Genomic DNA, 12914 nt, shown 5'->3' with positions numbered 1-12914 from the left:
TCGACCTGGACTTGGGCGCCGAGGACCTCGCCGGCGGAGCCGTCGGGGCGGGCCCCGAAGACGTTGTTGCGGATGACGCTGCCGTCGCCACTGGAGCGCAGGATCACGCCGTTCAGACCGCAGAAGTAGTTGCGGGCGCCGGCCGCGCTGCCGCCGATGGTGTTGGCACCCACGTCGTCGAGGCAGACGACCCCGGTGCCCGCGTCGCGGTCCTGCGCCCCGGCGATCAGCTGGAACGGGATCTTCGCGGTCGTCGCGTTGCGGATCTTCTTCTGCATGCGATCGTCGCTCGCGTCGAGCTCGGCGCGCACGCCGTCAACGCGAAGGCGATCGATGATGTCGCCGAGGTAGTCAGCGAACTCCTCCGCCACCGGAATGCCGATGACCTGCACGGGAGCCAGCCACGCCGGGAACACGCCGGCGTAGTGCTCAAGCAGGATCGCGAAGAACCGCTCGATCGAGCCGAAGAGAGCGCGGTGGATCATGATCGGGCGCTTCTTCTGCCCGTCGCGGTCGGTGAACTCCAGCTCGAAGCGCTCGGGCAGGTTCGGGTCGACCTGCACGGTCGACAGCTGCCAGGTGCGCCCGATCGCGTCGCGCGTCTTGAGGTCGATCTTCGGCCCGTAGAACGCCGCCTCGCCGGGAACCTCAGTGAGCTTCAGACCACTGGCCTGGGCGACGCTGCGCAGCGCCTGCGTCGACGACTCCCAGAACTCGTCCGAGCCGATCCACTTCGACTTCTCGTCGTCGCGCATCGACAGTTCCAGCTCGAAGTCGGTGAGTCCGAAGTCCCGCAGCATCGAGATGACGAAGTCGAGAACCTTGCTGACCTCACCCTCGAGCTGGTCGGGGGTGACGAAGAGGTGCGAGTCGTCCTGAGTGAACCCGCGCACGCGCGTGAGACCGTGCAGCGCGCCCGAGAGCTCGTTGCGGTAGACGGTGCCGTTCTCGGCGAGCCGCATCGGCAGATCCCGATAGCTGCGCGCGCGCTCCTTGTAGATCAGGATGTGCATCGGGCAGTTCATCGGCTTCAGGTAGTAGTCCGAGCCCTGCTTGATGATGTGGCCCTCGGCGTCGCGCTCCTCATCCATGTGGATCGGCGGGAACATGCCGTCCTTGTAGGTGACCAGGTGGTTCGACTGGAGGAACAGGTCGGCCTTGGAGATGTGCGGGGTGTAGACGTAGGTGTAGCCCGCCTCTCGGTGGCGGCGCAGGGCGTGCTGTTCGATCGTCTGGCGGATGATGCCGCCCTTCGGGTGCCAGACGCTCAGGCCGGAGCCGATCTCCTCCGGGAACGAGAACAGGTCGAGCTCTTTGCCGAGCTTGCGGTGGTCGCGCTTCGCCGCCTCCTCGAGTCGCTCGAGGTACGCCCGGAGCTCCTCCTTGCTCGGCCACGCGGTGCCATAGATGCGTTGCAGCTGCGGATTCTTCTCCGAGCCGCGCCAATACGCGGCGGCGATCCGCATGAGGGAAAAGCCGGTTCCGATCGCGCCGACGTTCGGCACGTGCGGTCCGCGGCACAGGTCCTTCCAGGCAACCGTGCCGTCCTTGGCGACGTTGTCGTAGATCGTGAGTTCCGCGCCGCCGACCTCGACCGATTCGCCGTCGTTTCCCGATGCGGCGGCCCCCTTGAGGCCGATCAGCTCGAGCTTGTAGGGCTCGTCAGCGAGTTCCGCGCGCGCCTCGTCTTCCGTGACGACGCGACGCACGAAGCGCTGGCCCTCGCGGATGATCGACGCCATCTGCTTCTCGATCGCCTTCATGTCCTCCGGGGTGAAGGGGGCGGCGACGTCGAAGTCGTAGTAGAAGCCGTCGGTGACCGGCGGGCCGATGCCGAGCTTCGCTTCGGGGTTGATCCGCTGGACCGCCTGAGCGAGCACGTGCGCCGCCGAGTGACGCAGGATGTTCAGGCCGTCGTCCGAGCCGATCTCGACCGGCTCGACCACGTCCTCCGGGGTGACCGTCGTCGCCTTGTCCCGCAGTTCGCCGTTGACGCGCAGCGCCACGACGGATCGGTCAGGAAACAGGTCAAAACCGGACTGAGTGCTCACCCGTCGATCTTAGTTCCGCGTGCGTCGCACTCGGTTCACCGCTGCCCCGCCCGGCTCCTCAGAGGATGAGGCTGAGGAGGGGAGTTCCGAGCGAGGTCCACCATTCGAGCACGATCTCGCGGTTGAAGGCCGCCGCCCAGGCGATTCCGATCTGCCCGAGCGCGACGAGATCCACCAGGCGTGCGGTCACCGGTCCCCGCGCCATCGGAATAAAGGCGATCGCCATCAGGGTCATGATGATGAAGGTGTTGCCGGCCGAGCCGTCCGGCAGCAGACCCCACACGTATGCGGCATTGATCGCGACGAACACCATGGTGGACACGAGGATCGATGCCGGGCGCCAGACAATGATCGCGACGAGCCAGGCACTTGCCACCGGGGCGAACAACAGCCAGCCGTTGAGCTCGCTGTAGACGGCTGGTAGCGAGGCGAGACGCTCGAGCGAGCCGGTCGTGATTCTTGTCGCGAGCTCGCCGAGCGGATTGCCGACGAACATCACATTCACCAGCAGCAGCGCGGTGATCGCCGCCACGGTCGGATAGACGATCACCAGCAGGTTCGCCGCGCGCGCACCGGGTTGCTCTGATCGTCCCAGTCGCAGGAACGCCGCCACCACCACCACCACCAGAACGTAGAGCACACCGCTCAGGTCGGACAGGGTGGCGAGCATCAGGAAGAGACCCGCGCGGAATCCCGACTGCGTGTTGCGCCAGGCGACGAATCGCACGATCTCCGCAATTCCGAAGGAGAAGAACGCCAGACCGAGGAACGCCGGGAGATTCTCGGTCACGGTGTACGTGAACAGCGGATTCCCCGCGAGCGCGATCGTGAGAATGATCGCGGTCGACTTCGGGAATCCGCGCTGAAGCATGATCTCCAGCACCTTCTGCACCATGACGCCGGCGAGCAGTGAGCCCACGATGGCCAGGCCCAGACGTCCGCCGGGGATCGCGGCGATGAGCAGCGTCGACAGCGGCGGGAAGATGTCGCCGACCCATGCCACGTCGGTGCCGCTCCAGTCGAGCGTCGCGACATGGTCGAGTACCTGTTGATTCGGAGTGTCGAGCACGTCGACAGCGCCCGCCGAGGCGCGCCACGTGACGAACAGCCCCGGCAGGGCGAACAGAAAGCGCATCCCCCACCGCATCAGCCCGTCGCGCGGGAACGGGTCGAGACGCCCCAGCGGGGCGCGCCGGCGATGGGCTTGACGCGCCGGCGCGGTCGCGGCGGTCACAGTCCCCCCACCTCGTAGGTGCGGACGCTCGTCACATCGGGCGCGACGCGACTGACTCCGCGTTGGGTCTTCTCCCAGTAGTGCGGCTTCGTGAACAGCTGTGCAAGCGCGCGGTAGGCGGCCAGGGACAACACGAGCACGTAGAACGGATACAGCAGCGACGTGAAGATGACATCGAACTGCCCGCGCTTGTAGGGCCCCATCATCGCGAGATAGACGAGTGCCGAATTGCCGATGACGAAGTTGAGGAAGGACATCCAGAGCAGACCCACCGGGAACAGCTCCGCCAATTCGGCCGAGGGGGTGAGCAGCGTCGCCACCGATGCGATCCACAAGGGGATGACCGCCAGAAACGTCAGCGGCGTTCCCCCGATCAAGACGGCGAACGCGGCGAATCGACGGAGCCCGATCTTCGCGATGAGCTCCCGCGGGCGACGCGCGTGCAGAAGCGCCGTTTGCATATAGCCCTTGAGCCAGCGCGTGCGTTGCCGCACGAAGACCGCGACCGACGTGATGGCCTCGTCTTCGGTGGCCGAGTTGATGAGCCCCACCTGGTGTCCCAGCGCCTTGGCGCGGATTCCCAGGTCGGCGTCTTCCGTCATGTTGTGCGGATCCCAGCCCCCGAGTTCGACCAACGCGGCAGTGCGGAAGTGATTCGAGGTGCCCCCGAGCGGCATCGGCAGATCGAGGGCGTCAAGACCCGCGAGCACGTAGTCGAACCAGGAGCTGCTTTCGAGCGTGGACAGCCGAGTCAGGGTGTTCTCGCTCGAGTTGAAATTCGTGAGCGAGGCCTGGACGCACACCAGACGCGCGTCGCCGCGCCGGAACGCGATCACCGCCTTCTTGAGTTGGTCGCGGTCCGGTGAATCCTGGGCATCGAAAATGACCAGGTACTCCCCCGTCGCGAAGAACAAACCCACGTTGAGGGCGCGGGGTTTCGTCTGGGGTTCGCCGGGCGGGATCGTGATCACTCGGAAGTTCGCCGGGGGGCGGGCCGCCCGAATCGCGTCAGCGGTCGCGGTGTCGGCTTCCTCGACCAAGAACAAGACCTCGAGCTTCTCCGGCGGGTAGTCAAGGCGCGACAGGTTCGAGACCAGTCGATCGACGAGGTGGCCGTCGGCGTAAAGCGGCACCAACACGGTGTATCGCGGCAGGGCGCGCTCGCGGAGTTCTGCGACATCGGCGTCGGTCACGCGCTCCACCATGTCGAAGCGAGCTCCTCGCACGGCCACCACGTAGCGAAACACGGTCCCGACGAGGAAGACCAGGCTCATCGCCGTGACGAGCGCGCCCGCGGTCTGCACCGGCCAGAACACCGCGGCGGCGGCCACCGCGAGCCCCAGCAGCACGAACCCGGCCGTCTGACCGCGCGAGAACACCGTCTTGGCCGAAAGCAGCGGGGAACGTCGAAACAACCCGTTGGCGGCCTCATCGGCGATCTCGGCGCGGTAGACGTTGAGGGCGAACTGCCGCAGGTCCCACTGGCTGACCGCCCCGAACTCGACCGCAGCTCCCACTTCGGCCGCGATCAGGGCGCGTCGCGCCGGCGTCACGCGTCGCGAGGTGGCGACCACGACGGTGCCGTCGTCGTTGCGTCGGACGGGCATCCAATGCTGGGCGAGGAACTTCTGCCCCGACCACTGGCGGATGTAGTCCTCGTCTCGCCGGGTGACGGCGAGATCGAGCACGGGAAGCCCCCAATCGCGCGCGAGCACGCTCCGCAGGACGCGGTCCGAGACCAGTCCGAGACTCACCAGGACCTCGTCGAACGGAGCCCCGGTTCGCGCCGTCGCGGCACGCGCGATTCCCACCTGCTGTTTCGTGATCAGTCCCGCATCCAGCAGCAGCTGCTCGAGGGCAACAGCGTCGGCGTCGGGGACCGCGCCATATGCCATGGGGTCATCATTTTGTACGCGAGGGGTGAACAGCAAGTTCTGCCCCGGCGCGCCCTCATGCTGAGCGCCGCTCAGTCGGCTAGAAGAGGCCGAGCAGCGGGTTTCCCAGGGAATTCATCCACTCCAGCACCGAGGTGCGGTTGAACGCGGCGAGCCAGGCGATCACGATCTGAAGCACCGCAACCGCGTCGATCAGAATGACCGTCAGCGGCGATCGCGCGGTCGGGACGAGCGAGATCGCCAGCAGCGTCATCACGATGAAGGTGTTCCCCGCGGAGCCCGTCGGCAGCAGCCCGCCCACGTAGGCGATGTTGATCGCGACGAAGACCAGAGTCGCCACGATGATGGATCCCGGACGTCGCACGATGAGCGCGACAAGCCAGGCGCTCAGCACCGGGGCGATGAGGAGCCAGCCGTTGAGCGTCGAGTACAGCTCGGGGAGGGACTCCCAACGCTCGAGTGAACCCGCCAGTGTCCGCGTGCCCACCGTGCCGAGGGTGTTGCCGGTGAAGACCCAGTTCAAAAAGAGCAGGGAACCGACGGCGGCGAGAGTGGGAAACACGACGACCGTGACGTTGGCGCGCCGTGCGCCGGGCGAATGCCCCCGCCCGAGGCGCAGGAACGGGGCCGCCATCGCTGCCGTGAGCACGTAGAGCAGCCCGCTGAGATCGGACAGCGTGGCGAGCATCAGGAGCATTCCGGCGCGGAACCCCGCCTGAGTGTTGCCCCACACCACGAACCTGAGCACATCGGCGATCCCCAGCCCGAAGAAGGCGAGTCCGAGGAACGCGGCAATGTTCTGCGTCGCCGTGTAGGCGAACAGGGGGTTGACCGAGAGCGCCATCAATAGGATCACGGTCGTCGAGACCGGAACGCGACGCTGCACCATGATCTCGAGCACCTTCTGCAAGAAGATGCCCGCGATGAGCGCGCCGACGATCGCGAGACCGGTTCGGCCGCCGGGCACGACGGCAGCGATCAGGGTCGACACCGGGGGGAAGATCTCGCCGACCCACGCGATGTCGGCGCGCGTCCAGTCGATCCCGGCCAGGTGATCGATCAGCTGCTGATTCGGCGTGTTGAGCTCGTCGGTCGAACCGGTTTCGGCTCGCCACCCCACCCAGAGCGTCGGAATCGCCAGCGCCAATCGGGTTCCCCAGCGCACGAGACGATCGCCCGGGAATGGGTCGAGCCGGCGACGCGGGACGCGCTGCTCGGCGTGACTCGACGCCGGCGCTTCGATGACGCTCATGCGGTCTGTCCTGTCACGGGGCGCTCGCTCGGCGCATGAGTCGAGGTCTGGGCGGTGAGACCGTGCTCCGTCTTCTCCCAGTAGTGCGGGCGCGTCACCAACTGCCACAGCCCCTTGTAGGCGGCGATCGAGTGCAACACCCAGTACAGCGGGTTCACGATCGCCCACAACAGGAGGTCGTAGGTTCCGCGCTTGAACGGCCCCATCATCGAGAGGTAGATCATGACGGAGTTGCCGATCACAAAGTTGACAAGGGCGAGCCACAGCAGCCAGACCGGGAAGTATTGGCCGAGCTCGGGCGCGGGCACCACGATCGTGAAGAACGTCACGATGTAGAGCGGGATGACTCCGAGGAACGTCGCGGGCGTGCCCCCGATCAGCAGCGCGAACGCCAGGAAGCGGCGAAGACCGATCTCGCGGATGAGTGCGACCGGCCGACGGGCGTGGACGAGCGTCGTCTGCATGTAGCCCTTGATCCAGCGGCTGCGCTGACGGATGAAGTTCGGAATCGAGGTGTTCGCCTCTTCCATCGTCGTGGAGTTCACGACGCCCACCCGGTATCCGAGCGCGCTCGCGCGGATGCCGAGATCCGCATCCTCCGTGACGTTGTATGGGTCCCACCCCCCGACCTCCTGCAGCGCGGAGGTGCGGAAGTGGTTCGATGTCCCGCCGAGCGGAATGGGCAGGTCGAGCGCGTCGAGCCCCGCGAGCATGTAGTCGAACCAATAGCTGTACTCGAGCGTGAACATGCGCGTCAGCGCGTTCTCGTTGGCGTTGAAGTAGTTCAGTGAGGCTTGAATGCAGACCAGTCGTTCGCCGCCGCGCTGGAAGCCGACGACGGCCTTCTTGAGCTGATCGGGATCCGGGGTGTCCTCCGCGTCGTAGATGACGAGGTACTCGCCGGTCGCGAAGTAGAGCCCCACGTTGCAGGCACGCGGCTTGGTCTGCGGTGTCCCGCGCGGCACCGTGATCACCCGGAAGTTCGCCGGCGGCGACGCCGACTGCAGCGCATCCCGCGTGAGGGTGTCCTCCTCTTCGATGAGGATCAGCACCTCCAGCTTTTCGGCGGGGTAGTCGATCGCCCCGAGGTTCTCGACCAATTGACCGACGATGTTGGCCTCGCGGAACACGGGCACGAGCACGGTGTAGCGCGGGAGTTCGTCATCCGCCAACGCCTCGACCTGACTGCGCGTCACGCGTTCGACGACGTCGTACTTGGCCCCACGCATCGCGACACGGAACTTGAAAACCGTGCCGGCCAGGAAGACGAGGCTGATGATCGTGATGGCGGTGATCACCAGCGCAACCGGCCACAGAATGAGCGCCACAATCGAGACGATCGCCAAGGCGACGAATCCGATTTTCTGGCCGCGGGAGAAGACAACGCGAGCGGAGAGCACCGGATTCTGGCGGAACAGGTCGTTGGCTGCTTCGTCAGCGATCTCGTGACGGTACACCTCGAGCGCCAGGTGTCGCAGGTCCCATTGGGTCGCGGCCCCGAATTCGACCGGGGCACCGACGACGTTGGAGATGTACGCGCGGCGGGCGTCGTCGACCGGGCGCGACGTCGCGACGACGACGCTGCCGTCGACGTTGCGCCGCAACGGCATCCAGTGCTCGGCGAGCATCTGTTGACCCGACCACTGCCGAATGAACTCCTCGTCGCGCGTCGTGGTGCGCACGTCGATGACGGGCAACACCCATTCGCGCGCGAGCACGCTGCGCAACACGGCGTCCGTCACGAATCCGAGACTGACGAGAACTTCGTCCAGTTCGGTGCCCGTGCGCGCCGAGGCGCGCTGCGCCTCCGCCAGCTGCTCATCCGTCAAAAGTCCGGAATCACGCAGCACCCGCTCGTAGTCAGGCACCACATCCCCCGGCACCGCTCCCCGTGCCATAGAACCCATCGTCTGCCCTCAGCGCCCAAAGGACAAGTGCCCCAAGTGCGGGGCGCGCACGTGGGGGTCACGGCCGAAAGGAAAAACCCCCGGAATTCCAGGGGTTTCTGTGGTGGGCGATACTGGGATCGAACCAGTGACCTCTTCCGTGTCAGGGAAGCGCGCTACCGCTGCGCCAATCGCCCGTTGGTCTCCCGAAGGATTCCGTGCGGTTGAGTGAGGTGGCGACGGGATTCGAACCCGTGTGGACGGCTTTGCAGGCCGCTGCCTCGCCTCTCGGCCACGCCACCAGGTGTGCGGCTCCCCAGACCTCGGGGACCCGGCGAACCGTGAGACTTCACTCGAGCGGATGACGAGATTCGAACTCGCGACCCTCACCTTGGCAAGGTGATGCGCTACCACTGCGCCACATCCGCATGCACGATTGCTCGTGCTCACATGACTGTAGTCGATTCTGGGTCGAGTCTCCAAACCGGTGACAACATCCGCGTGTCTGGCCAGAATGGCGGGTCAAACCCGTCTCCACCGTGCGCTAAACTCATGGCTCTGGGCGATTGGCGCAGTTGGTAGCGCGCTTCCTTCACACGGAAGAGGTCATCGGTTCGAGTCCGGTATCGCCCACTCACACTGCACCGCACACGCGCCGGGGAGACCATGGTGAGTCCGCAGCTTGGGCACGTCCACGACCCGGAATTGCGGCTTGCGATCAACCAGGCGTTGGGGCGAGAAGATTCCACCCCCGTGAGCTCCGACGACGCTCGGTCGGTCACGCGACTCGACCTGTCGGGCACCGGCATTCTTGATCTCACACCGTTGGCCGGGATGACCGGGCTCGACACCCTCGACCTGAGTGATACCCGCGTCTCAGACCTGTCGCCGCTCGCGGGATTGACCCACTTGAGGACGCTACTTCTCGTGGACACCCTGGTCACCGACCTCGCCCCTCTGACGGGGCTGACAAACATGAGGGTGCTGTACCTCTCCGAGAACCGTGTCTCCGACCTCGCTCCGCTCTCGGGGATGACGGCGCTCCACACCCTCTCCGTCTGGAAGACCAACGTCTTCGACGTCAGCGTGCTGTCCGGGCTGTCGAGCATCAAGAAGCTCGACTTGACCAACACCAGCGTCTCCGACCTCACCCCGCTCGCCGGGATGACGAATCTGGTCGACCTCAAGTTGGACTACACGAACGTGAGAGACCTCACACCGCTGGCAGCATGCACGCAGTTGGCAACGCTCAGCCTGTACAACACCCTTGTCAACGATCTCGCCCCGCTGGCAGCGATCGCGAGCCTGCGGTCACTCCGACTGGCCAGGTCAGGGACTCCCGACCTCGCCCCTCTGGCGGGGCTGACCAACCTGGACGTGCAGTACTTGGGTCGCGCCTGAGCGCTCGGCGGTAGCTGCGCCCGCGCGCCGATCACGCGACGCGGCGTGGGCTCCCGAATCGCGTCGTCACGCCGGGCGACCACAGCACCGAGTCGGGCGGAGTGTCCGCCAGCCCCGGGAATCCGGCCGCCGCCAGCAGTCCGTCGTCGAGATCGAGCAGTTCCGCGCGGTGGAGGGCCCACGGCTCGTGCTCGTTGGGAACGAACAGCGTGCGCCCGAACCGGCGCACGAACATGCCCCAGCGGGCCGTGAGAAAGACCTCGAGCTCCCGCGGTTCGATCCGCTCGCCCACCCGCAGGCGCATGCGGTGCGACGTACCCGAACCATGCCGCCGCGACGACGCCGCTCGTTCATCACCCTCGACGCGCAACTCGGTGCGCGCCCAGAAGTACGGCAGCGAGAAACTCGCCCGAGCGGCCAGCACGGCGAGCAGCCGCGAGGCCTCCAGCGACCGGAAGACGACCCCGCGACGGCCTTCGGCGTCGACGGCATACAGTCGCACATTGATCTCGGCGAAGGCGCCGACGTACGGAATCGGTGGACTCCCCCACAGCGTCGCGCGGTCGAGGAAGAACGGGATCACCCCCACCCACGAGCTCCCCTCGCACTCGTCCGGTCGAAGTCCCGGCGGCAGCAGCGGCGCGACGAGGTCCGCGTCGACGCGCCAGTGCAGGAAACACAGTTCACTCCACCGTTGCGAGGCGAGCACCCGCCCGAGAAGCGGCGGTGCCGAGACCGACAGCGGCTCCGCCTCGCTCACGGCGTGGTGGCGCGTGCCATCGCGTGCCGCCGCAGCAGCAACCACGCGGGTGTCGAGGCGACGATCGCGAACACCGTCACCGCCAAAAAGGACAGCACCGGCATCGTCAGCCCCGCGATCCGCGCCGAGAACACGATGCCGACGGCGTCGCCCGAGATCGGCGGGGCGAGAAAACCGATCGCGGCGGCGCCGAGCAGGGCGAGCGCCCAGCGCGCGACCTCGCCAGCCTCGGCCAGCGCCTTCGAGGAGTGGATGACCGCGGCCGTCACCCCGGCGAGCAGGCCGACGATGACGGTCCACGGGAAGTGCACGCTGACCGCTCCCGGCGAAATCGCGACCATTCCCGCGGCGACGCCGCCCGCGAGAATGCGGACGGCCGTCATCCGGCTACCGCGAAGGCGGTCCACGATGACCCAGCCGGCGATCGAGGCGACCGGAGCGAGAACGCCCGCGGCGAGAATGCGCCAGACGTACGCATCGAGTGCACCTTCGAGGTGCACGAGCCACAGCAGAAAACCGCCGCTGGCCAGGGCGAGCGCCGCCGCGAGACGCGCGGGGCTCTCGGCGCGAAGCGCCTCCGGCAGCACCGGTGAGATCCAGGTCAGCACGAGGAACGCCGACGCCGACACGAACAACGGCAGGGAGCCGCCGAAGTCCTCGACGACGCACTCGGGCGCCGCGCACGCGGCGACCACGCCGAGGGGCACCAGAGCCGCGACGGGAAACACCACCAGCCCCCACGTGACGACGAGCACCCAGCGAGCGAGCCGATCCGCCCCCGCGGCGATGGCCGCGAGTTCGATCAGCAGCGCGACGGGAACGGCGAACATGACGACGCCGAGCAGATAGCCGAGGTCGCTGAGACCGAAGCTGAGGCCGAGAGACACCGTGATCACGCCGCCGCCCGCTGCGGCAAGCAGCGCGCCGCGAAACGCGCGGATGCCCCGCTCTCGCCCCGCGAGCACCACGATCGAAATCGAGGCGCCGAGCGCGCCGAGCGCGCCCAACAAGGTGATCCCACTCATGTCGTGCCAGACTCCTCGGTCCCAGTCCGAATCCGTCGGATGCAGTCTTGCGCATACGGCGCGCTCCCGTCAGCGGCGCGCTCCGCAACGAGTGTGGGGCGCCACCCCCGAAGGAATGACGCCCCACCAGAAGGAGCCGGAATTACTCGGCGATCGCGTAGCCCTCTTCACCGTGAACCACGGTGTCGACGCCAGCGATCTCGTCCTCGTTCTTGATGCGGAAGCCGATGGTCTTCTCGATCGCGAAGCCCACGATGTAGGCGACGACGAAGGAGAACACCAGGACGCCCACAGCAGCGATGAACTGAACCAGGAGCTGGCTCGCGTCACCACCGAGGAAGAGGCCGGTGCCCTGAGCGAAGAAGCCCAGGTACAGCGTTCCGATGAGGCCACCGACGAGGTGGATGCCGACGACGTCGAGCGAGTCGTCGAAGCCGAGCTTCCACTTGAGCTCAACGGCCAGGGCGCAGACCGCACCAGCGACCACACCGAGCACGAGGGCCCAGATCGGGTCGAGGTTGGCGCACGCGGGGGTGATGGCAACGAGGCCAGCAACCGCACCCGAGGCAGCGCCGACCGAGGTCGCCTTGCCGTCCTTGATCTTCTCGACGATGGCCCATCCGAGGATGGCCGCCGCGGTCGCACCGAGCGTGTTGATCACGATCAGGCCGACAACGGTCTCGCCACCGAGAGCACCCAGGCCCTCAGCGCCGGCGTTGAAGCCGAACCAGCCGAACCACAGGATCGACGCGCCGAGGAGCGTCAGCGGCACGTTGTGCGGCTTGTGAGCACCCTTCTGGAAGTTCACGCGCTTGCCCAGGACGAGGGCGAGGGCCAGAGCCGCCGCACCCGCGTTGATGTGCACCGCAGTACCACCGGCGTAGTCGATGACGCCGACGTCGAGGCCCAGGTCAGAACCGAGGTTCATGATCCAGCCGCCGCCCCACACCCAGGCCGCAACCGGGAAGTAGACGAGGGTGGCCCAGATGCCCGCGAAGATCATCCACGAACCGAACTTCGCACGGTCCGCAATGGCACCCGAGATGAGCGCCACGGTGATGATCGCGAAGGTCGCACCGAAGGTCGCGCCGAGCAGCGTGTCGCTGTCCGCGCTACCCAGACCGAAGTCCGCGAACGGGTTGCCCGCGAGGAACGGCGAGTCGCCCTCGCCGATGGCCGACATGTTCGCTCCGTAGAGAATCCACAGAACGGCGATGAGGCCCATGGCACCGAAGCTCATCATCATCATGCTGACAACGCTCTTGGCCTTAACGAGTCCGCCGTAGAAGAACGCGACACCGGGCGTCATGAAAAGCACGAGTGCTGTGGCTGCAATCAGCCAGGCTGTATTACCGCTATCCATATTTGTCGTTACCTCTCAATTTGCAATGGATGCACCCTTGGATCAGT

9 protein-coding genes and 4 tRNA genes are annotated in these 12914 nt (G+C 66.5%); 2 read left to right on the top strand and 11 right to left on the bottom strand.

Going from position 1 to position 12914, the window contains the following annotated elements:
* The 8 genes from thrS to QZ258_RS10320 form a co-directional block, all read right to left on the bottom strand.
* A partial coding sequence (thrS, locus tag QZ258_RS10355) for a threonine--tRNA ligase (RefSeq protein WP_294181265.1) occupies window positions 1-2051 on the bottom strand: 2051 nt, incomplete at its 3' end.
* 58 nt (window positions 2052-2109) lie between these two features.
* Complete coding sequence (locus QZ258_RS10350; protein WP_294181262.1) at window positions 2110-3285, bottom strand: hypothetical protein; 1176 nt, start codon at window positions 3283-3285, stop codon at window positions 2110-2112.
* Window positions 3282-5180, bottom strand: a complete 1899-nt coding sequence (locus tag QZ258_RS10345; protein WP_294181260.1) for a glycosyltransferase — start codon at window positions 5178-5180, stop codon at window positions 3282-3284. Before QZ258_RS10345 ends, QZ258_RS10350 begins: the two co-directional genes overlap by 4 nt.
* Window positions 5181-5259: 79 nt before the next feature.
* On the bottom strand, window positions 5260-6432 hold the full coding sequence (locus QZ258_RS10340; protein ID WP_294181257.1) for a hypothetical protein: 1173 nt from the start codon (window positions 6430-6432) through the stop codon (window positions 5260-5262).
* On the bottom strand, window positions 6429-8330 hold the full coding sequence (locus tag QZ258_RS10335) for a glycosyltransferase family 2 protein (RefSeq protein WP_294181255.1): 1902 nt from the start codon (window positions 8328-8330) through the stop codon (window positions 6429-6431). The genes QZ258_RS10340 and QZ258_RS10335 overlap by 4 nt, the downstream gene beginning before the upstream one ends.
* Before the next feature lie 110 nt (window positions 8331-8440).
* A tRNA-Val gene (locus QZ258_RS10330) sits at window positions 8441-8515 on the bottom strand.
* A gap of 34 nt (window positions 8516-8549) precedes the next feature.
* A tRNA-Cys gene (locus QZ258_RS10325) sits at window positions 8550-8620 on the bottom strand.
* A 54-nt stretch (window positions 8621-8674) separates the two neighbouring features.
* A tRNA-Gly gene (locus tag QZ258_RS10320) sits at window positions 8675-8746 on the bottom strand.
* 132 nt (window positions 8747-8878) lie between these two features.
* Here QZ258_RS10320 and QZ258_RS10315 point away from each other — a divergent pair.
* Both QZ258_RS10315 and QZ258_RS10310 read left to right on the top strand, forming a co-directional pair.
* Window positions 8879-8951, top strand: a tRNA-Val gene (locus QZ258_RS10315).
* A 120-nt stretch (window positions 8952-9071) separates the two neighbouring features.
* Complete coding sequence (locus QZ258_RS10310; protein WP_294181253.1) at window positions 9072-9719, top strand: leucine-rich repeat domain-containing protein; 648 nt, start codon at window positions 9072-9074, stop codon at window positions 9717-9719.
* A gap of 31 nt (window positions 9720-9750) precedes the next feature.
* On the opposite strand, the gene QZ258_RS10305 is transcribed toward QZ258_RS10310, so the two are convergent.
* The 3 genes from QZ258_RS10305 to QZ258_RS10295 form a co-directional block, all read right to left on the bottom strand.
* The gene (locus tag QZ258_RS10305) at window positions 9751-10524 is read right to left on the bottom strand and encodes a YqjF family protein (protein ID WP_294181251.1); all 774 of its coding nucleotides are present in this window, start codon (window positions 10522-10524) and stop codon (window positions 9751-9753) included.
* Entirely contained in the window at window positions 10476-11504 is a 1029-nt protein-coding gene (locus tag QZ258_RS10300; RefSeq protein WP_294181249.1) for a hypothetical protein, read from the bottom strand. The genes QZ258_RS10305 and QZ258_RS10300 overlap by 49 nt, the downstream gene beginning before the upstream one ends.
* Window positions 11505-11646: 142 nt before the next feature.
* Entirely contained in the window at window positions 11647-12867 is a 1221-nt protein-coding gene (locus QZ258_RS10295; RefSeq protein ID WP_294181248.1) for an ammonium transporter, read from the bottom strand.
* Window positions 12868-12914 lie beyond the last annotated feature (47 nt).

The organism is uncultured Schumannella sp. (assembly GCF_905479755.1).
GTDB lineage: Bacteria > Actinomycetota > Actinomycetes > Actinomycetales > Microbacteriaceae > DCRR01.
The sequence above is the reverse complement of the archived record's forward strand: the minus strand, read 5'-3'. Positions and strand labels throughout refer to the sequence as shown.